The organism is Pantoea sp. RIT-PI-b, assembly GCF_001187905.1.
Classification (GTDB): domain Bacteria; phylum Pseudomonadota; class Gammaproteobacteria; order Enterobacterales; family Enterobacteriaceae; genus Pantoea; species Pantoea nemavictus.
In genome coordinates this window covers 119,615-140,946 of sequence record NZ_LGIS01000014.1, presented here as the reverse complement: position 1 = coordinate 140,946, position 21,332 = coordinate 119,615, and the positions used below count along the sequence as shown (strand labels likewise).

18 protein-coding genes are annotated in these 21,332 nt (G+C 57.6%); 5 read left to right on the top strand and 13 right to left on the bottom strand.

Annotated elements, in window-relative coordinates:
• Window positions 1-100: 100 nt before the first annotated feature.
• The 3 genes from AC790_RS07025 to AC790_RS07015 form a co-directional block, all read right to left on the bottom strand.
• Window positions 101-1,015, bottom strand: coding sequence for a substrate-binding domain-containing protein (locus tag AC790_RS07025; protein WP_007888463.1), 915 nt, complete (start codon window positions 1,013-1,015; stop codon window positions 101-103).
• An 84-nt stretch (window positions 1,016-1,099) separates the two neighbouring features.
• Window positions 1,100-1,879 carry a TIM barrel protein gene (locus AC790_RS07020; RefSeq protein WP_049851322.1) on the bottom strand — a complete coding sequence of 260 codons (780 nt, stop codon included), beginning with the start codon at window positions 1,877-1,879 and terminating at the stop codon, window positions 1,100-1,102.
• A complete protein-coding gene (locus AC790_RS07015) occupies window positions 1,879-2,898 on the bottom strand; it encodes a Gfo/Idh/MocA family oxidoreductase (protein ID WP_049851321.1) in 1,020 nt (339 codons plus the stop codon). The genes AC790_RS07020 and AC790_RS07015 overlap by 1 nt, the downstream gene beginning before the upstream one ends.
• A 197-nt stretch (window positions 2,899-3,095) precedes the next feature.
• Between AC790_RS07015 and AC790_RS07010 the strand changes: the two genes are divergently transcribed.
• Complete coding sequence (locus AC790_RS07010) at window positions 3,096-5,051, top strand: sigma-54-dependent Fis family transcriptional regulator (RefSeq protein WP_049851320.1); 1,956 nt, start codon at window positions 3,096-3,098, stop codon at window positions 5,049-5,051.
• Between the two features lie 87 nt (window positions 5,052-5,138).
• On the opposite strand, the gene AC790_RS07005 is transcribed toward AC790_RS07010, so the two are convergent.
• From AC790_RS07005 to AC790_RS06990, 4 genes are all read right to left on the bottom strand, one after another.
• The gene (locus AC790_RS07005; RefSeq protein WP_049851319.1) at window positions 5,139-5,822 is read right to left on the bottom strand and encodes an SDR family NAD(P)-dependent oxidoreductase; all 684 of its coding nucleotides are present in this window, start codon (window positions 5,820-5,822) and stop codon (window positions 5,139-5,141) included.
• Window positions 5,819-7,006: an exo-alpha-sialidase gene (locus AC790_RS07000; protein ID WP_049851318.1), complete on the bottom strand. Its 1,188-nt coding sequence runs from the start codon at window positions 7,004-7,006 to the stop codon at window positions 5,819-5,821. The genes AC790_RS07005 and AC790_RS07000 overlap by 4 nt, the downstream gene beginning before the upstream one ends.
• 1 nt (window position 7,007) lies before the next feature.
• A complete protein-coding gene (locus AC790_RS06995) occupies window positions 7,008-8,429 on the bottom strand; it encodes a sodium:solute symporter family protein (protein ID WP_049851547.1) in 1,422 nt (473 codons plus the stop codon).
• A gap of 256 nt (window positions 8,430-8,685) precedes the next feature.
• The gene (locus AC790_RS06990; protein ID WP_049851317.1) at window positions 8,686-9,591 is read right to left on the bottom strand and encodes a LysR family transcriptional regulator; all 906 of its coding nucleotides are present in this window, start codon (window positions 9,589-9,591) and stop codon (window positions 8,686-8,688) included.
• Window positions 9,592-9,676: 85 nt separating this feature from the next.
• Here AC790_RS06990 and AC790_RS06985 point away from each other — a divergent pair, with 85 nt between their 5' ends.
• The gene (locus AC790_RS06985; RefSeq protein WP_049851316.1) at window positions 9,677-10,747 is read left to right on the top strand and encodes a tartrate dehydrogenase; all 1,071 of its coding nucleotides are present in this window, start codon (window positions 9,677-9,679) and stop codon (window positions 10,745-10,747) included.
• A 98-nt stretch (window positions 10,748-10,845) separates the two neighbouring features.
• Here the strand turns inward: AC790_RS06985 and AC790_RS06980 are convergent, their stop codons facing one another.
• The 4 genes from AC790_RS06980 to AC790_RS06965 all read right to left on the bottom strand — a co-directional run bounded on the left by AC790_RS06980 (window position 10,846) and on the right by AC790_RS06965 (window position 15,436).
• Window positions 10,846-12,174 (bottom strand): glycoside hydrolase family 28 protein, encoded by a 1,329-nt coding sequence (locus tag AC790_RS06980; RefSeq protein ID WP_049851315.1) that lies wholly within the window; start codon window positions 12,172-12,174, stop codon window positions 10,846-10,848.
• Between the two features lie 174 nt (window positions 12,175-12,348).
• A complete protein-coding gene (locus AC790_RS06975; RefSeq protein ID WP_049851314.1) occupies window positions 12,349-13,164 on the bottom strand; it encodes a carbohydrate ABC transporter permease in 816 nt (271 codons plus the stop codon).
• Window positions 13,164-14,036, bottom strand: a complete 873-nt coding sequence (locus tag AC790_RS06970) for a carbohydrate ABC transporter permease (RefSeq protein ID WP_049851313.1) — start codon at window positions 14,034-14,036, stop codon at window positions 13,164-13,166. Before AC790_RS06970 ends, AC790_RS06975 begins: the two co-directional genes overlap by 1 nt.
• A 59-nt stretch (window positions 14,037-14,095) precedes the next feature.
• The gene (locus AC790_RS06965; RefSeq protein WP_049851546.1) at window positions 14,096-15,436 is read right to left on the bottom strand and encodes an ABC transporter substrate-binding protein; all 1,341 of its coding nucleotides are present in this window, start codon (window positions 15,434-15,436) and stop codon (window positions 14,096-14,098) included.
• Window positions 15,437-15,967: 531 nt separating this feature from the next.
• On the opposite strand from AC790_RS06965, the gene AC790_RS06960 reads away from it, so the two are divergent.
• Together AC790_RS06960 and AC790_RS06955 are read left to right on the top strand one after the other, a co-directional pair.
• The gene (locus tag AC790_RS06960) at window positions 15,968-16,567 is read left to right on the top strand and encodes a GNAT family N-acetyltransferase (RefSeq protein WP_049851312.1); all 600 of its coding nucleotides are present in this window, start codon (window positions 15,968-15,970) and stop codon (window positions 16,565-16,567) included.
• A gap of 13 nt (window positions 16,568-16,580) precedes the next feature.
• Complete coding sequence (locus AC790_RS06955) at window positions 16,581-17,672, top strand: ABC transporter ATP-binding protein (protein WP_049851311.1); 1,092 nt, start codon at window positions 16,581-16,583, stop codon at window positions 17,670-17,672.
• A gap of 123 nt (window positions 17,673-17,795) precedes the next feature.
• On the opposite strand, the gene AC790_RS06950 is transcribed toward AC790_RS06955, so the two are convergent.
• Window positions 17,796-18,923: an ROK family transcriptional regulator gene (locus AC790_RS06950; protein WP_049851310.1), complete on the bottom strand. Its 1,128-nt coding sequence runs from the start codon at window positions 18,921-18,923 to the stop codon at window positions 17,796-17,798.
• An 18-nt stretch (window positions 18,924-18,941) separates the two neighbouring features.
• Window positions 18,942-19,820: a BadF/BadG/BcrA/BcrD ATPase family protein gene (locus AC790_RS06945; protein ID WP_200902260.1), complete on the bottom strand. Its 879-nt coding sequence runs from the start codon at window positions 19,818-19,820 to the stop codon at window positions 18,942-18,944.
• 267 nt (window positions 19,821-20,087) lie between these two features.
• Between AC790_RS06945 and AC790_RS06940 the strand changes: the two genes are divergently transcribed.
• The gene (locus AC790_RS06940) at window positions 20,088-21,248 is read left to right on the top strand and encodes a Gfo/Idh/MocA family protein (protein WP_049851308.1); all 1,161 of its coding nucleotides are present in this window, start codon (window positions 20,088-20,090) and stop codon (window positions 21,246-21,248) included.
• Window positions 21,249-21,332 lie beyond the last annotated feature (84 nt).

Below are 21,332 nucleotides of genomic sequence, written 5' to 3'. Positions count from 1 at the left end.
TAATTAATTAGGATGTGGAGATGTGATCGGGCCCTCACCTTACCTCCCTCTATTTGTTCCCTCTCTCGCTTGCGGGAGAGGGTTAGGGTGAGGGGAAAACCTACTTCGCCGCAAACTGCGCATAATTCTCTGGCGTGATGGTCTGATACGGAATCCAGTTAAACTCCTGCACTTTCTGCTTCTCCAGCAGCGCTTTAGCAACCTGCACTGCGCCCGTGGCCTGGCCTTTGGCGTCCTGGAAAATGGTCAGCGTCATTTTGCCGTTCTTCACAAACTGCTGCCCATCCGGCGTGCCATCAATGCCAGCGACCAAAATTTTCTCATTCTTCGCCTGATTCAGCGCCATGATAGCGCCAATCGCCATCTCATCATTATTGGCGGCAATGGCATCAATCGGACGCTGATTCAGCAGCCAGCTGGAAACCACATCCACCGCCTCATTGCGCTGCCATTTGGCGCTCTGCTTCTCAATCACCTTCATATCTTTATATTTGGCGATCACCGCTTCCACGGCTCGAGTGCGCTCGCGTGCTTCCTCATTCGACAGCGCGCCCATCAGAATCGCCACGTTGCCTTTATAGTTCATCTTCTTCGCTAACGCTTCCATCTGCATTTCGCCGCCCAGCGCCGAGTCTGAACCGACATATGCCATGTCGGCTGGCAGCTTCACCTCCGGCTTACGGTTGACGAAAATTAGCGGGATGCCGGCGTTTTTCGCGGCGGTAATCATCGGCAACACGCCTTGGGTATCCACCGGATTAAGGATGATGGCATCTACGCCCTGGTTAATAAAATCATCCACTTGCTGCACTTGCAGCGCGACATCGCCCTTGGCATCTACAAACTGACTATTAAGCTGACTGGCCTTCAGCTCCGCCTGCATCTGGGTGCGCAGAATCGAGACGAAGTTGAGATCGAAATTAGCCAGCGCCACGCCGACGGTGAAGGTTTTAGCACTCACGCTCAGGCTGAGCAGCAGCGAGCAGAGGCACAACATCACATTTCTTATCTTCATGAGTGAGTCCTGTAGGGTTGAGATATTATTTTAATTTCATCGAGTTAACGCCGGGCAACAGGCAAATACCCGGCGATGGAACGCTTAAAGGGTGAAATGATCGCGGAACTGCTGCAGCGCGGTGGTGCTGTCACCGCTGGCCCAGCCCTCCAGCGCCACGGTGCCGCGATAACCCACATCGTGCAGCGTACGGGCGATGGCGCGATAGTTGATCTCACCGGTTCCCGGCTGCTGACGTCCCGGCACATCCGCCACCTGAATCTCACCAATCGCAGAACCACAACGGCGGATCAGTTCGATCAAATTTCCTTCGCCAATCTGCGCGTGATACAGGTCGAGATTCATCTTCAGCGCCGGCCTGTTGACTGCCTCCACCAGCGCCAGCGTATCGGCGGCCAGCGCGAACGGCGTGCCGGGATGATCAACCAACAAGTTGAGATTCTCCAGCGTGAACACGCGTCCGGCACGCTCGCCTAATTGCGCCACTTTGCGCAGCGTGTCAGCGGCTTTCAGCCACATCGCGCCGGTGACCACCTCAACCGGTTTGACGGGCAAACCTTTGTCATCCAGTCCGGTGCCGTGCAGATTCAACGCCGGACAGTTCAGGCGGGCTGCCACCGCCAGCGATGCTTCAGCACTTTGCAGCAGCTGCTGGATTTCGTCATCGTCAGTCAGGTTGCCGCTGAGATAGCCGGTCATAGAGGTGAAGCGCGCACCGGTTGCCGCTAGCGCATCAATGTCTTTGTTCGCCCAGCCCCAAATCTCAACGCCAAAACCCAGTTCGTGAATGCGTTTTACGCGCTCGACGAACGGCAGATCGAGAAACACCATTTCGGCACATACCGACAGCTGATAACTGGCCATTAGCGACCTCCCAGCTTGATAGGCTGCTGCTGCTGCACCGAATCAATACAGGCCAGCGCGATCGCCAGCGCATTACGTGCATCTTCGCCGGTGGCGCGCGGCGTTTCACCCCTGCGGATGCAGCGGGCAAACTCAGCCATCTCTGCGACATAGGCTTCGCGCAGCAGATCCGAGTCCATGCGCGAAGTTTCAATCGCGATGCCATCCTGGTGATAGCGCACGCAGTGATTGGCGTTGATATGTCCCGCCTGCAGCATACCTTTACTGCCAAACACTTCACCGCGAACGTCGTAGCCGTACACCGCCTGGAAGTTGGCTTCAGCGGTGGCAATCGCGCCATTATCGAAGCGAATGGTGACCACCGAGGTGTCCAGCAAGCCTTTATCTTTGAAATCCGGACGCACCAGCGCATCCGCCAGCGCATACACTTCCACCGGCTTCGCGCCGGGATTGAAGTGCAGCAGCGTGTCGAAGTCGTGGATCAGGGTTTCCAGGAAGATCGTCCACTGCGGGATGCGTGCAGGATCGTGCAGGCCCGGACCGCGCGTCAGCGATCGCCTCAGCTGCGTAGTGCCTTTTCCGCCCGCCTCCACCGCCGCGATCGCCGCGGCAAAGCCCGAGTCAAAGCGGCGGTTAAAGCCGACCTGCAATACCACGCCGGCACTTTTTGCCGCAGCAATCGCGCGATCGGCCTCATCCAGCGTCACCGCCATTGGCTTCTCGCAGAACACGTGTTTACCGGCTTGGGCTGCGGCGATCACCCATTCAGCGTGGGTACGCGCCGGGGCGGCAATCGCCACCGCCTCAATCTCTGGATCCTGCAGCAGCGCATGCAGATCGCTGTAAGCTTTCGCCACGCCAAGTTTGTTGGTCAGCGCGTCTGCCGCGCCCGGCAGCGGATCGGCCACCGCGGCAAGCGTCGCCCCGGGCACGCGCCAGGCAAGGTTTTCTGCGTGGAAGCTGCCCATGCGTCCTGCGCCAATCAGGCCGACGCGTACTGGCTTAAGGTGAAATGTCATGACCTATTCCTTATTGTTTTGGATGTGCTCGTTCGAGTACAGGGATGTGCCATCTGTAGTGCAAAGGTGATGCCAACTGCAGCCAGCCGCTTTATGTGAGGCGTAACACAGATATAGCTCACAAACTGGCAACAAAATTTACATGTCAACTTCACATGTCAATAAAATGGACATTCCAACGTAATCAGGAGTGTCGCATGCGTGTCATAGAGCGTTTGCCGTTCAAAGATGAAAGCGATCCTATCTTCAGCTTGCCGGACAGCGCGGAGGTGGGCGAATGGGATACCTTGTTGTGGCAGGGCTGGCACAGCTTTGAACGCGGTGAGCAGCCAGGCTGGATGCGGCACAGTATTTTGCAGTCATGGCAGCGATCGCGTCAGCGCGCGATCGATCCCGCGACCTTTGCCTATATCTCACCGCCTGCCGCCGAGCTGGCGGCGATCCTCGAACATAATGCTGAACTGATCCACGCGGCGCGCAGCATCATGGAGAACCTGCTGGCGTATAACCCGGATGGCCACATCAATCTGACCGATGCGCAGGGTGTGACGCTGCATTTCTGCGGCGCGGATCTCACGCCGGTCGGCAGCATCCTGCGCGAAGAGGTGCTCGGCACCAACTGCACCGCGCGCTGCTTGATCGAGCAGCGGCTGGTGTATGTGCTGAGCGGCGAGAACTGGAAACTTGACCTGCGTAAACGCCATCGCCAATGTGCCGCCGCGCCGGTGCGCGATGCCAGCGGCCAGCTGCTGGGCGTTTTAACGTTGACCGCTACGCCCGATAACTTCAATGCCCACACGCTCGGCACGGTGCAGGCGGCGGCGGAAGCGGTTGGCCAGCAGCTGACGCTGCGCCGTTTACTGGCCGAGCAGCAGTCGATCCTCGAAACCCTGAATGAAGGGGTGATCGTCTGCGATCGTCACGGTCGTATTAAAACCCTCAATCGCTATGCGCGACAGATCTTCAGCAGCCTCGATCCGCAAGCAGGTACCATTGATGAGCTGCTGCAGCCGCAAGGGGGATCGCTGCTGATCATGCCGTTCTGCAATGACCGCGAGCTGCAATTTATGCCGGGCGACACCAATCCGATCTCCTGCCTGATCTCGCTGATGCCCGCGCCGGACGGCGGCCGCGTGTTGTCGCTGCGTGAGAATCAACGTATTCGCGCTATTACGCGTCGCGTGATGGGCGTGAGCGCCAGCTATACCTTCGAGATGATTCGCGGCCATGCGCCGCGCGTGCAGCAGGCGATTCACAAAGCGCGCGCCAGCAGCCGCACCGACAGCACCGTGTTGCTGACCGGGGAGAGCGGAACCGGCAAAGAGCTGTTTGCTCAGGCGATTCATAACGCCAGTCCGCGCCAGCAGGAAGCCTTTATCGCGCTGAACTGCGGTGCGTTGCCGCGTGATTTGGTCCAGAGCGAGCTGTTCGGCTATGTCGATGGCGCATTTACCGGATCGCGTCGCGGTGGTTCGGCGGGCAAATTTGAGCTGGCGGATGGCGGCACCCTATTTCTGGATGAGATTGGCGAGATGCCGCTGGAAGCGCAAACCAGCCTGCTGCGTGTGTTGCAGGAGAGTGAAGTGGTGCGCATCGGGGCGGCACATCCGCTCAAGGTTAACGTACGCATCATCGCCGCCACCCACTGCAATCTGCTGGATGCAGTGGAAAAAGGCGCATTCCGCCGCGATCTCTACTATCGCCTGAATGTGATTTCGCTGGAGATCCCGCCGCTGCGCGAGCGTCAGGAGGATATTCCTGGCCTGGTGAACACCTTTATTCAGGCGCTCTGTACCCGATTAAAGCGCATTGCGCCACAGCTCTCCGCCGATGCGATGGCCTGTTTACAGGCGTGGCACTGGCCAGGCAACGTGCGCGAGCTGGAGAATCTGGTGGAGCGCACGGTGAACTTGTGTGAAGGGTTGCAGATTGATCGTCACGATCTGCCGGAAGAGATGGTGCAGCGCGCAGTTCCGCAGCTGAGTGAATTGACCTCGCTGCAGGCAAATGAGCGCCAGCATGTGTTGCAAGTGGTACGTGAGCAGAAAGGCAACCTGCGCCAGTCGGCCCAGCTGCTGGGGATTTCACGCACTGCGCTGTATAACAAGCTGAATCAGTGGCAGGTGGATGTCGCGGGGTTGCGGCGGGGATGATGAGGTCACCATGAATGGTGACCCTACAAAAGAACCGGTTGTTGTAGGGTCGCCATTCATGGCGACCAGGGGGTTCAGCAGCACTACTTACAAAGACGCCCCACCACAGATCACCAGCTCCTGCCCGGTAATCGCAGCGGCTGCCGGCGACAGTACAAATCCTGCCAGCGCCGCCACTTCCTCCGGCTTGATATAGCGCCCGATCGGCGGCAGCTGCGGCGGTGAGCTGGCGCGGCCGGGCTGCAGCAGCATCGGCGTTTCCGTGGCGCCTGGCGCAATCACATTCACGGTAATGCCCCTGGCTGCCAATTCCGCCGCCCAGCTGCGCGCCATACCCACTATCGCCGCTTTGGTGCTGACATATTGGCTGCGATGCGCCGCGCCGCGTGAGGTGCGGCTGCCAATCAGCAAAATGCGATCGCCCTGCTCCATCTGCGGCTGTAGGGCATTGGCCATAATCTGCGCCACCTGCACGTGCAAGTACCACAGACGCGTGCCCTGCTCCTCATCCAAATCCCCCAGCGGTGCCGCCGCCATCATGCCCGCCGCGTGTACCAGCGCATCCACCTTCGGTAGCGCTGCCAGCGCCTGTTTCAGCAAGCGGGCATCGAACAGATCGACGCTTACCGAGGTAAAAGCCGGATGATCTTTCCTCACCTGCGTGCGGCTAAAACCGGTCACCTGCCAGCCTTGCTGCAGCAGGTGTTCGGCAATCGCCGCACCAATGCCGGAGCTCACGCCGGTCACCAACGCGTGCCGTGGCCTGCTCATCCGGTCACCCAGGTTTCATCGACGCGCACATATTTAATCGCCTGGCGGAAATAGGTGTAGGCGACATGCAGCGCGCCATCCTCGCTCTGTTTAATGCTCGGATAGGAGAACTCGCGGTTGAGTTTTTGCTGCGAATTGTTGGTCATGCAGTAGCCATCGCCCTCATCAAGATTGCGCTGCCACGGCCAGCTTTTGCCGCCGTCGGCCGAGATCGCCAGCGTCATCGGCGCGCGCGGAGCGCCCCAAAAGGCGCTGCGTCCGCTGTGCACCTGCGGTTCAGCCGCCACCGCAACATCGCCGTCATCCTCTTCATCTTCAATTTCGTCATACAGCGACACGCGGCGCTCGCGGGCATCTTTGGCGCTCATGGCGTTGAACACCAGCGCCAGATGGCCGTTGTGCAGCGTGGTGACCTGAATCGACGAATTGTTATTCGGCAGCTCAGTCGCCCGCGGCGCACTCCAGCTTTCACCGCCGTCGGTCGAGCGGCTTTGGTAGATGAAATCTGCCCAGCGGCTGCGATACAGCGCCAGCAAACTGCCATCCTGCAGCAGCGTGATGTTCATATGTACGCAGCCGAGGCTGTCCGGCACTACCACATCACGCCAGCTTTTTCCGCGATCGCTGGAGATTTTTACTGCGCTGATATCGTCGTTACCGACCCATTTCACCCCCGGCTGCGTGCGGCAGTAAAACACCGGTAGCAGCCAGTTACCGTTTGGCAGCACCACCATCGGCTGGCGAATAAAGGTGCCGGGCTGGTCGAGCAGCGTGTCGATGGCACCCCAGCTGTGACCCAAATCGTGCGACTGGCGATAACGCACAATCGCGGTGTCCTGATTACCCGATTTCTGCGCCGTCCACAGCAGCCACAAGACCTGGTCAGGATCGAGGAACAGCAGCGGATTTTGCTCGGATCGTGTTGGATCGTCGGAGAGTTTTTGCGCCTCGCTCCACTGCGTGCTGCCGCTTTCCAGCCGCGAGCACCACACGGAAATATCGGCGATCCCTTCCTGGGTACCGCCAAACCACACGCACAACACGTCGCCGTTCGGCAGCGGCAGCAGATTCGCCGCATGGTTCTGCGGACAGACCGAAGGCAGCATCGCCGTGAGCTGCTGCGCATCCTGCGCGTGCGGATGAAGGTTACCGTTGCGTTCCACGCTAAGAGTTAAGTCGCTCATGTCAGGCTCCACTGTTTTGCATTGAGGATTTGGGGGCTTTTTTGGTCTGCGTCTGACGCGTCGGGATCAGGCGATCAATCACCATGATCACCGCTGGCGTAAACAGCGCGACATACATGTTATTGATACCAAAAGGATCGCCCAGCAGATACCACACCGAGGTCACCACGCAGGCACCAATCAGCCCGGCGTTAGCACCGCGCGTGCTTTTGTAGAACGGCAGGTAGAAGGCGATGATCGCCACCACCGAAATTGACAGACGAATGGCGCGGGTGAAGAACGACAGCTTCAACACTTCCGGTACAAACAGCACGAAGATCAGCGGCAGGAAGCCAATCAGCAGCGACAGCCAACGCGTCATCTGGAACTCGCGTTCTGGCGTCGGATTGCGATACGGCACGTAGAAATCCTTTACCACCAGCGAGGCAATCGCCAGCGCTACGGTGCTGACGCTGACAAAGATCGACGCCACCAATGAGGTGGTAACGATGCCGGCCAGCCACGGACTCATGTCCTGCAGGAATACCGGCAGCGCGTACAAACTTTTGATATCGGGATGCAGGTATTTCGCCGCCACGCCAATCAGCGCGATGGCGATGGCAATCGGCATGCAGAAGAAGAACGCGACCCAGGTCGCACGCTTGGCAGAGGCCGCGCTTTTGGTCGAAGCAATCGCCTGAATCACGAACTGAGTGCAGAAGATCGAGCCGATGGTGCCAATCATCCAGGCAAAGATGGTGCTGCCGCCGACATTGCCGTCCCACGTCCAGTAGAAATGCGGCATCTCTTTGATCATCGGGCTAACGCCGCCGGTCATGTGCAGCGCCACACCGAGGATGATCAAAATACCAACATATTTCAGCCCGCTATGCAGCAGCGTGACCCAGGCAATGCCTTTCATGCCGCCAAACATAAAGTAGAAAGTGCTGACGATCGCCGTGATCACCGCTGCGGTAGTAAGATCGAGATTGAGCACCGTCGAGATCGCCGCTGCGCCGCTGACGTAGTTTCCGACGTTCACCAGCAGCAGCGCGTAGATCATGATTAACGAGATAATGTTTTTGGTTGAGTTGCCGTAGCGTTCCGCGATCGCTGCAGAGATGGTGATTTTGCCGGTGTTATAGATGCGCTTCACCAGTAAGAAGCCAAACAGTGGGAAGCCGATGGCAGCCCCAATCACCGACCAGGATGCGGCGAAGCCATCTTCAAAAGCCGCCTGGGCAGTGCCGATGGTGGATTTGGCACCGATGTATTCCGACATCAGCATCACGCCCACCACAAAAGCGGGCATCACATTGGAGCCAGCCATAAAGTCGCCGCTGTTTTTACTGCGCAGCCGCCAGGTCAGCCAGGTGGTGAACAGGATGTACGTAATGACAATCCCGATGATAATCACCATCCCTTCTGTAGAGAATTGTTTCATTTCAGCCTCATCGATAACGTAGGGTCGTGGCACGCGCTGGGCTTCACGCGCACCGTTGATGAGGTGGTCAATATTGTTATTGACGTGTCTGAGCACTGATGACCACCCCACTTATGCCTTGATGATTTATTTCACTCAAATAAGAATGAACTCACGCATAAGCAGGGCAATTTATAGGATAAAAGCGGCTTAATTTGTTTGAAGTTGCTCACAAACAGTCAATGATGATTACAAATAATCAAATTTAACTTAACAGTTACAAGGCGGACTGCAAAAAATCCACAAAGGCCGTAATGCGGATGGGCAGCTGACGCTGCGGCTGCCAGACAGCATAAATATCACCGTCTGGCGCCGTCCACTGCGGCAACACCGGCAGCAGATCGCCGCACTCAATGCTGTGCTGCGCATCCCACCACGAACGCAGCAGAATGCCGTGACCATCCAGCGCCATTTGCATCGCCACTTCACCATCGTTGGTAATTAAGCGACCGCGCACCTTTTGCGTCAGCTGCCGTGTGCCATCACTCAAGCGCCACAGCGCAAAATCACTGTCGAACTGACGCAGCAAAATACAATTATGTTGTGCCAGCGCGGCGATGCTCTCAGGCATGCCATGGCGCGCAGCGTAATCCGGCGAGCAGCACAGCACGCGCGGATTGGTTCGTAGCTTACGCGCCATCAGCCGCGCATCTGGCGGTTCACCGACGCGAATATCAATATCCACGCGCGCATCAAGAAAATTCAGGGGCTGGCTGCTGAGCTGCAGGCTGATGGCCAGCTCGGGATGCAGCGCGGCAAAGCGCGACACGCAAGGTGCAACGTGACGGCGCCCAAAGCCAAAGGATGCATTGAGGTTAAGCGAACCCCGCAGCACCGAGGTTTGACTGCTAACCGACTCTTCCAGCTCCGCCAGCTGGTCAAGCAGCGGACGTGCGCCATCGAGATAACGCTTGCCCTCCGCCGTCAGCTCCAGCCGCCGCGTGGTGCGCTTGAGTAACTGCACGCCCAACCGCAGCTCAAGCTGGCTCAGCCGCTTACTCACCGCCGGTAACGATAAACCAAGCTCGCGCGCGGCGGCGGTTAAACTCTCCAGCGCGGCCACGCGCACAAAGAAGGCCAGATCGTCGGTGGAGGTGCGCGATTCTCTACTTTTATTCAACATTGGCTTATCGCTCAGGCTAATTATTTCCTTCAGATGCATGGTTATACTGCGTACAGAACATCAACAGCAACCTGCGAGAAACCCTATGAGCGGCAAAACCTATAAGATCGCCGTCATCCCTGGCGATGGCATTGGCAAAGAAGTGATGCCGGAAGGCATCCGCGTGCTGGATGCAGCGGCGAAGAAATTTGATATCGCGCTGGAGTGGCAATGGTTTGATTTCGCCAGCGCCGAATATTGGCAGCAGCACGGCAAAATGCTGCCGGATGACTGGTTCGCCACGCTGAGTCAGTTTGATGCCATCTACTTCGGCGCGGTTGGCTGGCCAGACGTGGTGCCGGATCACGTATCGCTGTGGGGATCGCTGCTGCAGTTCCGTCGTGAATTTGATCAGTACGTCAACCTGCGCCCCGTGCGCTTAATGCCGGGAGTGAAAGCCCCGCTGGCGAATCGTCAGCCGGGCGATATCGATTTCTACGTGGTGCGTGAAAATACCGAGGGCGAATATTCGTCGGTAGGCGGCACCATGTTCCCCGGTACCGAGCGCGAAGTGGTGATTCAGGAAACGGTGATGACGCGCGTTGGCGTCGATCGCATTCTGAAATTCGCCTACGATCTGGCGCAAAAGCGCCCGAAAAAACACCTGACGTCCGCCACCAAATCCAACGGTATCGCCATTACTATGCCGTACTGGGACAGCCGCGTGGCAGCGATGGCGCCGAGCTATCCCGAGGTAAAAGTCGATAAATATCATATTGATATTCTGACCGCCAACTTCGTCCTGCATCCGGATTGGTTCGATGTGGTGGTCGCCAGTAACCTGTTTGGCGACATCCTGTCAGATCTCGGCCCGGCCTGTACCGGCACCATCGGCATCGCGCCGTCCGCCAACATTAATCCGGAGGGCAAATTCCCGAGTCTGTTTGAGCCGGTGCACGGCTCCGCGCCGGATATTGCCGGCAAAGGCGTTGCCAATCCGATTGGGCAAATTTGGTGTGGCGCGATGATGCTGGAGCACCTTGGTTACGCCGAAGCAGGCGCAGCGGTGCTGGATGCCATCGAGCGTACGCTGGCGGCAGGTAATAGCCTGACGCGCGACCTCGGCGGCAGCGCAAGCACCGAAGAGTTGGGCGCGGCTATCGCCTCGGCATTGTAGCGTCGCCATTTATAACGACCGATATTTCCAGGTGCGCATGAATGCGCACCCTACAAATAACTCTACCATTCATGGCGACCTGGATTTTCTCGCGCAGCTTACAAAATCTGCACTGTTTCCGCATGCCAGCCGTGCGGCAGCGGTTGCGGGCGCGTAATCAGCACGTTGTGCAGCTGGAGATTCTCCACACCGCGGGCAAACACGCCCGGCAGGCCATCCGGATAGGCCGCCACGCCATACGCTAAGCCGGATGCGCTATCCAGCTTGTACGCATTGTCCAACCCCATGCCGGTCGGCGATGCGGGATTGCACGGCGGACGCACATCGTAATGCCCCTGCTCCACGCCTTGCGTCACCACTTGTCGCAGCTGCAGATTCGCCAGCATCACATCACGAATCTGCCCTGGCCGTTCGGCATGCAGATTGATTGCGCCTTCCATCACGCCGCTGACGTTGCTGAACTGCAGCTGTTCGATGCTGCCTGGCGCAATCGCCGGATCGCGCGCGCGCGCGGAAACAAACAGCGCATCAGCTTTGCCCCAATGGCACGGCGGCGCGTGGCGACATGCCAGCGTGATATTGCTGAACAGCAAACGGCGGAAGTGGCCGCCATCGCGCGATAGCACGCCGATGGCGCGGTTGGAATCGAAAATAGTACAGCCGGACACCGTGACATCTTCCACGTCGTCGAAAGTTTCGGTGCCGATTTTGAACGCGCAGCTGTAAGAACGCAGCAGGCAGTTGCTGATCATAATTTGTCGTGCGGCACGCCGCAGATGCGCTGGTTTTTGCGAGGTTTTGATGCAAATGGCGTCATCCGCAGCGCTGAGATAGCTATTGCTGACGAACACCGCTTCGCAGCTGTCGATATCCAGCGCATCGGTATTCGGCATGCTCATGCTGTTATCGATGGTGAGATGATCAATATGCACATGGCGACAACTCACCAGATGCACCGTCCACATCGGCGCCTGAAGAATACTGAAATCTTCCAGCGTCACCTGCTCGCAATCTTCAAACACCATCATGCGTGGGCGCTGCGCACGCGGCAGGCGATAGCCTTGCTGATCCTTTTCTGTGGCAAACCAGGCTTCGCCATTGCCGTCGATCGTCCCTTTGCCACTGACGGTGATATTGCGCTGACCGACGGCGTACAGCAGCACATGCTGCGACAGCTCAGCCTGGCTCTGCGCCAGCTGCTGCTGATAATCATCAACGCGAGCGCTGGCGAGCAGCGTGGCGCCCGCCTCGAGATGCAGATGGATGTTGGAGCCTAGCGACAACGTACCGAGGTGATAGCGCCCCGGCGGCACCGACAGCGTGCCACCGCCGCGCGCCGCAAGATGATCTAATGCGCGCTGGAAACAGGAAGTATCAAGGGTTTCGCCATCGGCGACGGGATAGAAATCAGCCAGTGAGAGGTGCATGTGGTTTTCCTGAATAGCGGCGATGCGCTATTGCAGCACGCGCCGCGCGACTAAACCTTTTGCTGATGGACAAAGTGTGGCGTTAGGTTTGGTGCGTCCATCATGACGGTCGCCATTAATGGCGCCCCACGAGAGTGATGTGCGGATTTTGTCAGGTCGCCATACATGGCGACTCTACTTGACTGCGCCCTCGGTGACGCCGCTGATAAATTTGCGCTGGAACACCAGGAACACTGCCACCAGCGGCATGATGACGATCATTGCGCCCGCCATCAGCACCGGAATATCAATGGTATTTTTGTTCTGGAAGAACATCATGCCGATCGGCAAGGTGCGTAGCTCATCTTTATTTACCAGAATCAACGGGATAAGGAATTCGTTCCACGTCCAGATAAACAGCAGCAGCGCCAGCGTAGAGAGCGTCGGCCAGATTGCCGGCACCAGCAGTCCCCACAGAATTTTACGCCGCGAGGCACCGTCCATCACCGCCGCTTCCACCAGCTCGCGCGGTACCTGCTGCAGCGCGGTGGCGATCATCAGCGTGGTAAACGGCAGCGACAAGGCGATTTGCGGCAGAATCAGCGCCAGATAGGTGTTGGTCAACCCCATCCAGCGCAGTTCGTGATAAAGCGGAATGATGAAGGCTTCGCTCGGCAGCACCATGCCAAGGCCCAGCAGCGCCGCGACCAGCGTTTTTCCGGGGATCTTCAGCCACGCAAAGCCAAATCCCGCCAGAATGCCAAGCAGAATGCTGCAGATCACCACCGGAATCACCACCAGCACTGAGTTCATAAAGTAGATGTTGAAATGTCCCTGCTGCCAGGCGGTAACGTAGTTTTTAAAATTGAGCGACGAGGGCAACGTGAATACGCCCTGGAACAGTTCCATCTGGGTTTTGAACGAGGTCATCAGCGCCATTAAAAACGGCAAAATGGTCAGCAGCGCGACAATCCAAATCAGCGCGCGTGGGGCAAAAGGCGTGCCGCGCATCAGTGACGCTCCCGTAAGCACAAGTGAATTAATCCATTGATTATTAATACAATCATCATACTGAATACCGCCACGGCGGAGGCATAGCCAAAGTAGTGCAGGTCAAAGCCCTGCTTATACATAAAGATGTTGGTCACCATGGTGGACGTGCCGGGTCCGCCCTGCGTCATCACATACACCAGATCGAAGGCTTTCAGGCTGGCAATCACCGTCAGTAGCAGCGCAATGCGCAGTTCCGGCCGCAGCGATGGCAGCGTGATGCGCATAAATTTCTGGCGGCGTGATGAGCCATCCAGATCGGCCGCTTCCAGCAGCGACGGATCCATACGCTGCAAACCGGCCATAAACAGCACTAAGCAGAAACCAAAGAAGTACCAGGTCGCCACAAAGCCAACGGCGGGCAGCGCCCAGGTAAAATCGCCCAGCCACGACAGCGCCAGCTGCGGCAAACCCACGGCGCGCAGGAACTGATCGATCGGGCCAAATGCCGGGTTATACAACCAGCGCCACACCACGCCCAGTACCGCCATCGGCATGATGTACGGCAGGAAGAAGAGGATGCGCAGCACGCTGCGCTCTTTGTTATTACGCGTCTCATACAGGAAGCTGCACAGCAGCAACCCGACGCCAATCGGAAACAGCGTGTAGAACAGCATCAACAAGGCGTTGTTACCCAGCGCCACCCAGAACACCGGATCCTGGAACATGCGCAGATAGTTGCCCATGCCGATGAAAATGGGCCACGACGTACCATCCCATTCGGTGAAGCTGATCCCTAACGAGGCCAGCAGCGGCAGCAGTAAAAACACCGCATACACCAGCACCGCGGGCAGAAGATAGAGCGCATTGCGCCAGGCAGATTTATTCAGCATAACCGTACTCGCTTGCGGGCCTGTTCGCGGCCCGGCAGCTAATGCCGGGCCGCATGTCATCAGTGCTTGAGGGTTTTCAGGTAACGTTGATAGTTGTTATCGAAGTTGATCACCATCTGGTCAGCGGTTTGGCGTCCCGCCAGCAGCAGCTGCACATTTTGGTTCAGTTCGGCGTTCATGGTTGGGGTAGCCCAATCGAGATAATGGCCGAGACCATCGTTATCGTTAAGCGTCACCCACACTTGATAGGCCTCCGCCAGCAGCGGGTTATCCGCCGGAATCTGCGCATTTTTGCTGGTGCCGGCGGGCAGGAAACCGACTTTCAGCCAGCGATTCGCCATCTCATCCGAGACGATGTAATCGATAAACTTCGCGGCCGCGTCCTGCTGCGTCTTATCTTTAGCGGTGCTGGTGATGGAGAAGGCCAAATCGGTGCCGCCCACCATCAGCGGATGCTGCACGCCCTCGCCCGCCGGCATTGCGGCGAAATGCAGATCTTTGTTGTCTTTAAACTGGCCAAGATACCAGGTGCCGCTCACCAGGAAGGCCGCCTGACCATTCTGGAACAAGGTTGCGGCATCGTCGTGACCAATGCCCTGGAAGCCCGGGAACAGGTAGCCTTTGTCGTTCCAGCCCTTCATCAGATTGGCGGCTTTCACCAGCTTATCGTCTTTGAAGGTGCCGCCGACGTCGTAAATCAGATCGTCGAGTTTTTTGCGGTCGCTGCTCTCAATCTGTGCTTCCCACAAGGTGCTGAGCAGCTGCTGGCCCATGTTGCCGTCGAGCAGGCCAAGCATCATGGGTGGCGTACCGGCGGCTTTGAGTTTTTCCATTGCCTGTTCCAGTTCTGGCAAGGTTTTTGGCACCGCAACGCCGGCTTTATCCAGCAGCGCTTTGTTGTAGTACAACCCCACCATCTCGCCAAGGCTGGCCACGCCGTACAGCTTGCCGCTACCGAAATCTTGTTTATCCGACCAGCGGTTACGCTTGAGGATCGAATCCGGGAAGCGCGTGGTCCAGCCATAGGTTTTGGCGTACTCATCCAGCGGCCACAGCAGTTTATCTTTCACCAGCGATCCCATATCCCCACCGCCCTGATTCACCTGGGCAATCTGCGGGCCGTCACCGGCGGTTAACGCCAGCTTGAGCGGAATACGTGTGTCTTCAAACGAGTGCACGGAACGTTGAATTACAATATCCGGATTCTTTTGCTGGAAGGCTTTTACCGCTTCATCCACCGCTTCGGTCTGCTGCGGATAGTTGTAGATGTCCCATTCATTCAGGGTGACGGCCTGGGCAGCCGCCATGGTTGCACCGAGCAGAATCCCGGCTGAGACCAGGCGCGACAAGGTGCGCAGTGAGCTTTGCAAACGGGAAGAACGATTGGTTGAATCACACATCATGCTCGGTTTCTCCAACAGATGACTGGCATCCCTTCATCTCGACACCTGCGATTCCCGGCAGGTTGATTCAGCAGCAGCAACGCACTTAATTCATACTTACTTTATGCATAAAAGAAAGTCAAACATCACCACTGCGGAATTTTTGCTCTGTGATACAGTGCAAAGAGTAAGAAGAAAAGCCGCCTCGCTAGCAGAGCATGCTGCGAATCAGCGCGCAAACCAGATACCGCCAGAGTTTAAAGCTGGCGCTTCAGTATAAATCACTCAGGCAGATAAGGCGCTTTAACTCACTGATAGAGCATATGAAAATCCTATAGTTATTCTATTCACACCACATAGGTGGGATGTCATGAGCCGTCAATGCCCGCAGCGGCAGGCGTTGCGCAGGCGTTGATGAGTCGCTTATTCATGCCTTGTGGTTAGAGTTCGCGTCAGCTTTGTGCGCCAGCGCAATTATTACACCTTGAAAACTAAGTCGGCTTTCTTTACCGTAAAATCTGTTCATCTCCTGACCACAGAGGCTCCACCATGACGGCTGAAGGTGTTATTCGTCGCGCCAGCGAGGCAGATTTTCCCGCCTTGTCGCGCATCTGCTTAGAGACCGCCAATGCCGGCACCGACGCCAGCGCGCTTTATTCCGATCCCGCGCTGCCCGGTCTGCGCTTTGTCATTCCCTACGCCCGCTTTGCGCCCGAGTTTGCTTATGTGCTGGAGCAGCACGGCGAGGTGGTCGGCTATGCGGTTGCCGCACCGGATACGCGTGCCTTTGAAGCGCAGCTGGATGCGCACTGGTGGCCACATCTGCAGCAGCAGTATCGCGATTACGTGCCGCAGGCCGCGCTGGATAGCAAAGTGCTGGAGGGCATTCATCAGCCCGATGCTGCCGCCGAACAGCTGGTCACGCAGTGGCCGGCGCATCTGCATATCAATCTGCTGCCTGCCGCGCAGCAAGGTGGCTGGGGCCGCAAGCTGATTGAACAGCTGCTGCACGATCTGCGTGCCGCAGGCGTGCCGGGCGTTTATCTCGGCGTCAGCCTGCAAAACGAGCAGGTGTGTGGTTTCTACCAGCGCCTCGGCTTCACGCCGATTATGCGCAGCAACGCCATTTATATGGGCCAACTTCTCTGATTCGAGGCACCGCATGACCAGCCTGCATCTGCAAAACGTTAAGAAGTCCTACGAGAATGTGAACGTGATTCACGGCATCGATCTCACCATCAACAGCGGCGAATTCGTGGTGTTTGTTGGTCCTTCTGGCTGCGGCAAATCGACGCTGCTGCGCATGATTGCCGGGCTGGAGGAGATCAGCGACGGTAAGCTGTTAATTGAAGGCGCCGACATGACCGAACAGCCCGCCACCGAGCGCGGCATCGCTATGGTGTTTCAGTCGTATGCGCTCTACCCGAACATGACGGTGCGCGGCAATCTGGCTTATCCGCTGGAAGTGATGAAGCGCCCGAAAGCCGAGATAGAGCAGGCAATTAAACAGACGGCGGCGCGCCTGCATCTGACTGAATTTCTTGATCGTTTACCGCGCGCGCTGTCCGGTGGACAGCGTCAACGCGTCGCGATTGGCCGCGCCATTATCCGCCATCCGCGCATTTTCCTGTTCGATGAGCCGCTCTCGAATCTGGACGCCGAGTTACGCCTGCAGATGCGCATCGAGATTGCGCGCCTGCACACCTCGCTGGGTAATACCATGATTTACGTGACGCACGATCAGCTGGAAGCGATGACGCTGGCGGATCGTATTGTGGTGCTGCGTCAGGGCCGTATTGAGCAGGTTGGCGCGCCGATGGCGCTGTATCGCGATCCCGACAACCTGTTTGTCGCCGGATTTATCGGTTCGCCAAAGATGAATTTTCTCCACGCCGAAGTGGCCGCGATTACGACCGGTGCGGTGCAGCTGCGGGTGCCGGCGCTGGGCATCAGTCAGTTAACGCTGCCGATTGCCGCACCGTGCCGCGAAGGACAGAAAATCACGTTGGGTGTGCGCCCTGAGCACTTCCAGTCTGTCGGCAGCAATCATGATGCGCTCAGTTTCAGCGGTGAGCTGTCGTTCAGCGAGATGCTCGGGCACACCAATTATCTCTATCTCGATATCGGTGAAGAGAAGCTGTTGGTGATTGAGGAGCGTAACGTGGCGGAGCATACGATTGGCGAGCGGCTAAGTTATCAGCTACGTGCCGAGAGCTGTTTGTTGTTTGATGAGCAGGGTTTGCGGCTCAGATAAGGTACAACCAGCACCATGCCGTAGCGGCGCAATTTATTGCACATCAATGCCGCGAGCACGATGCGCCATTAAAACGCGCGATGAATCGCGCCGCTACAGATTGAGCGGGCATTTATCGCGCAATTAATTATTGGACATGATCTCTTCATCGGCCTGCGCGGCCAACAAATCCAGCAGCTTATTCACCGCGAATCCGGCGGCGCCCTGTGCCCACATGCGGTTCGACTCGGTGAGAAACTGCAGCGGCGTCATGTGCGGCGTCAGCTTCAAACGGTAGGTCTGGAAACTTTGCGTGATGTGATCGAGCAGGATGCGCGAAGCCATTTGCGGCTCCATCGCTAAATACACCACGTCAGGATCGTAGGCCACAGACAGGTTCGCCAGCGACATGCCAAGATGCTGTCCGGCCTCGGCCAGCGCACTCAGCACCTCCGCCGTAGGGCGCATATCCAGGTCGCGCAGCGTTTGCGGCACTGCTTCTTTCGCCGTGGCCGCTACGCGCTGCAGAATCGCCTGCGATGAGGCTACGTCCTCCAGCAAACGCTCGGATCCGTCACCCAGCAGCGAAACGCCAATCTCACCGGCTTTACCGTGGCGCCCGCGATAGAGCTGACGATCGAGCAGAATTCCTGCGCCGATGCCTTTACCAAAGGTGGCAATCACCGCCGACTGCGCATGACCCAACTGGCCAAACACCAGCGCCGCCATTGCCAGCGCATTGGCGTCATTTTCGATAAATACCGGCAGCGAGAAGCGCTCTTCCAGCAGGTGTGCGATCGGCACGTTGTCCCAGCCCAGCGCGCGTGATAGCACGCACACGCCGTTGCTGGCATCCACTAAGCCCGACAGCGCCAGGCCAATCGCACCGACCTTTTTGCCTTCGACGCCGCGCAGGAATTTTGCCAGCGCATCGCCAAGCTGCTTGGGCGTCATCGCGCCGGAGGGAATCTGCTGCTCGCCAATAATATTGCCGCTAAGATCGGTCAGCACCATCAGGTTGCGTTCAGCATTGAGCTGAATCCCTACCACGCTGGCGTGATCGGGATTGAGACCGAGCAGCGTTTTTGGCCGCCCCATCGACACGCGACGCAGCCCCAGCTCCTGCACAATACCGCCGGTCAGCAGACGATTCGTGGCTTGCGACACCGTCGACATGCTGAGGCCACTGCGTACTTTGAGATCGGATTGACTAATAGGCGCATTTTCGACAATCAGTCGCAAAATACGCGCAGTTACGTTGGGAGCGCTCATGAGCCTCTTTATCTGAAGTTAAGCGGGACGTTGCAGGCTGAACTGGCTGGCCAGACGAATCGCACCGCTCAGCGCATCGCCCTGCGGCGTGACCAACAGCGCGGCGATATCTGCCGGCAGCCACGCCTGAATCGGCTCGGCTAATCCGCCCATCAACGCCAGTTTACCGTGGCTGCGCGCCAGCAGCGGTTGCACCATCTGTACGATATCCATCGCCGATTGCTGCACCAGCGCAAGACCGTGCTCGTCGCCCAGCCGCGCGGCAGCAAAGACTTGCGGCACCACGCGTCCCCAATCGGCGGGCGTGGCCTGCTGCGACCAGAGCAGCATCTGCTCCGCACTGTGTTGATAGTTTGCCATGATGCGCTGGGTCAACGGCGAGCCGGGGACAATATTTTCGTGCGCCAGCAGCGCCAGCCGCAGCGCGCGTTGCCCAAGAATGGCACCAGAACCGGCATCCGATAAGGCAAAGCCCCAGCCGCCGAGCAGCGTAAACTGCGCGCCATCCCAGGCCGCGCCCTGGCTGCCGGTACCGATAATAAACACCGCACCCGGCGCACCCGCATGCGCACCCGCGCAGGCAATTTCCACATCGGTAAACAGATAACGCACCTGACAGCGTGGCTGCCAGCTGGCAAGACGGCTTTGCACCGAAGCGACGTTGGCTCCGGCCAGTCCGGCGACTATCACCGTGCGGTCGCGCGCTTCCGCGGATAAATTCGCCTGCGCAAACAGATCGTCGATGACCTGTTCAATCGCCACCATCGCCGCATCAAACTGCGACCAGACGTTGGAGGGACCGCCTTTGGCTTCCGCCAGCACGCGTCCAGCGCTATCGGTCAGACGTCCACGACAGTGCGTACCACCGCCATCAATACCCAGCATTAGTGATTGCACGCGCTTCCTCCTGCCGGCCCCGCACGGAATGACTCTTATATATGTGCGAAAGATAGGGGAAAAAAACTTAAATCGCAATAACAAATAAATAGGCAATCCGTATGGTTAATTAAAATTAATAAAAATCAATTAAATAACAAATATTCACCATTTGCGATCCGCCACACGGATTGACATTAGTTTTTCTGTCGTAATAAGTTAGCGGTCAGATCATCAGCAGCCTGACAGGTCGGGCGGCTAACAGGCAACGGGCTTCAGGGGTACAACATGAAAGTGGGCATTATTGGTCTGGGCTTTCGTCTTTCCCACGTGGTGAAAGAGTTCAACAAAGCCGATACAGATTTTTCCGTGGTGGGATATGTCGATCCAGCGCCGGCTGGATTACCGAATCTGCACACCTTCGGCATTGATCCGGGCACCGCGTTTGACGGCGTGGATGCGCTGCTGCAGCACGGCGGCTTTGACCTGCTGCTGGTAGGTTCGCCAAACTTTATGCATCTGGAGCACATTCGTCAGGGCCTGGCGGCAGGATACACGGTGTTTACCGAGAAGCCGGTGGTGATCAATGAAGAGCAGACCATGGCCATGGCGCAGCTGGTGCAGCAATATGGCCACGAGCGCATTCTGGTCGGTTTAGTGCTGCGCTACTCGCCGCTGTATCGCGATCTGCTCGCTGCTCGCGATGAAAACCGTCTCGGTGAAATCACTTCCATTGAAGCTACTGAACACATCAAGCCGTATCACGGTGCGTTTTTCCAGCGCGACTGGCGTCGTCTGGAGAAGTATGCCGGCCCGTACATTCTGGAAAAATGCTGCCACGATATCGACCTCTACCAGGGATTGGTGGGCGAGCGTCCGGTGCGCGTCGCCAGCTTTGGCGGACGCAAAAACTTCACGCCACAGCACGCGCCTACAGGTAGCGTGACGCCGCAGTCTGAGGTGTATCACGTGAAACCGAGCGGTTGGTCCAGCACCGATGCGGTGTTTGATGGCGATGCCGATATCGTCGATTATCAAACTGCGCTCATTGAATATGCCGGCGGTGCCACCCTCGCCTTTCACGCCAACCTTAATGTGCCGGATGAGTTTCGCCGCTTCTGCGTGATGGGCACCGATGGTATGGCCGAAGGCGACTTTGTGCGTAACTATTTCCGCGTGCACAACGCCCGCACCGGCGATCGTGAAGTGGACACCGTTTACGATGGCAATGCCTATGACGGCCATTACGGCGCGGATGCGCTGATGGCGGAAGAGATTGTGAAACATATTAAACAGGGAACACCGCTGAAGGTATCGGTGGTGGATGCACTGGAAGCGGGTCTTACCGCGATTAAAATCGATGAAGCGCGAAAATCGAAAACCGTGGTGGATATGAGCGATAGCTGGAAAAAATTTGACGCCAGCCTGGGGAAAAGAGCGACAGCGTAAGCGTTGTGGAGGGTGCGATTTTGATGACGGTCGCCATGAATGGCGACCCTACGGCGTAGGGTGCGCATTTATGCGCACCGTTTT

Excerpts from the sequence above, each read along its gene's own strand:
- AC790_RS06980 (WP_049851315.1), bottom strand. The coding sequence starts at position 12,174 with ATGCACCTCTCACTGGCTGATTTCTATCCCGTCGCCGATGGCGAAACC.
- AC790_RS07015 (WP_049851321.1), bottom strand. The coding sequence starts at position 2,898 with ATGACATTTCACCTTAAGCCAGTACGCGTCGGCCTGATTGGCGCAGGA.
- AC790_RS07025 (WP_007888463.1), bottom strand. The coding sequence starts at position 1,015 with ATGAAGATAAGAAATGTGATGTTGTGCCTCTGCTCGCTGCTGCTCAGC.
- AC790_RS06940 (WP_049851308.1), top strand. The coding sequence starts at position 20,088 with ATGAAAGTGGGCATTATTGGTCTGGGCTTTCGTCTTTCCCACGTGGTG.
- AC790_RS06960 (WP_049851312.1), top strand. The coding sequence starts at position 15,968 with ATGACGGCTGAAGGTGTTATTCGTCGCGCCAGCGAGGCAGATTTTCCC.
- AC790_RS06950 (WP_049851310.1), bottom strand. The coding sequence starts at position 18,923 with ATGAGCGCTCCCAACGTAACTGCGCGTATTTTGCGACTGATTGTCGAA.
- AC790_RS06995 (WP_049851547.1), bottom strand. The coding sequence starts at position 8,429 with ATGAAACAATTCTCTACAGAAGGGATGGTGATTATCATCGGGATTGTC.
- AC790_RS07020 (WP_049851322.1), bottom strand. The coding sequence starts at position 1,879 with ATGGCCAGTTATCAGCTGTCGGTATGTGCCGAAATGGTGTTTCTCGAT.
- AC790_RS07000 (WP_049851318.1), bottom strand. The coding sequence starts at position 7,006 with ATGAGCGACTTAACTCTTAGCGTGGAACGCAACGGTAACCTTCATCCG.
- AC790_RS06985 (WP_049851316.1), top strand. The coding sequence starts at position 9,677 with ATGAGCGGCAAAACCTATAAGATCGCCGTCATCCCTGGCGATGGCATT.
- AC790_RS06965 (WP_049851546.1), bottom strand. The coding sequence starts at position 15,436 with ATGTGTGATTCAACCAATCGTTCTTCCCGTTTGCAAAGCTCACTGCGC.
- AC790_RS06970 (WP_049851313.1), bottom strand. The coding sequence starts at position 14,036 with ATGCTGAATAAATCTGCCTGGCGCAATGCGCTCTATCTTCTGCCCGCG.
- AC790_RS06990 (WP_049851317.1), bottom strand. The coding sequence starts at position 9,591 with ATGTTGAATAAAAGTAGAGAATCGCGCACCTCCACCGACGATCTGGCC.
- AC790_RS06955 (WP_049851311.1), top strand. The coding sequence starts at position 16,581 with ATGACCAGCCTGCATCTGCAAAACGTTAAGAAGTCCTACGAGAATGTG.
- AC790_RS07005 (WP_049851319.1), bottom strand. The coding sequence starts at position 5,822 with ATGAGCAGGCCACGGCACGCGTTGGTGACCGGCGTGAGCTCCGGCATT.
- AC790_RS07010 (WP_049851320.1), top strand. The coding sequence starts at position 3,096 with ATGCGTGTCATAGAGCGTTTGCCGTTCAAAGATGAAAGCGATCCTATC.
- AC790_RS06975 (WP_049851314.1), bottom strand. The coding sequence starts at position 13,164 with ATGCGCGGCACGCCTTTTGCCCCACGCGCGCTGATTTGGATTGTCGCG.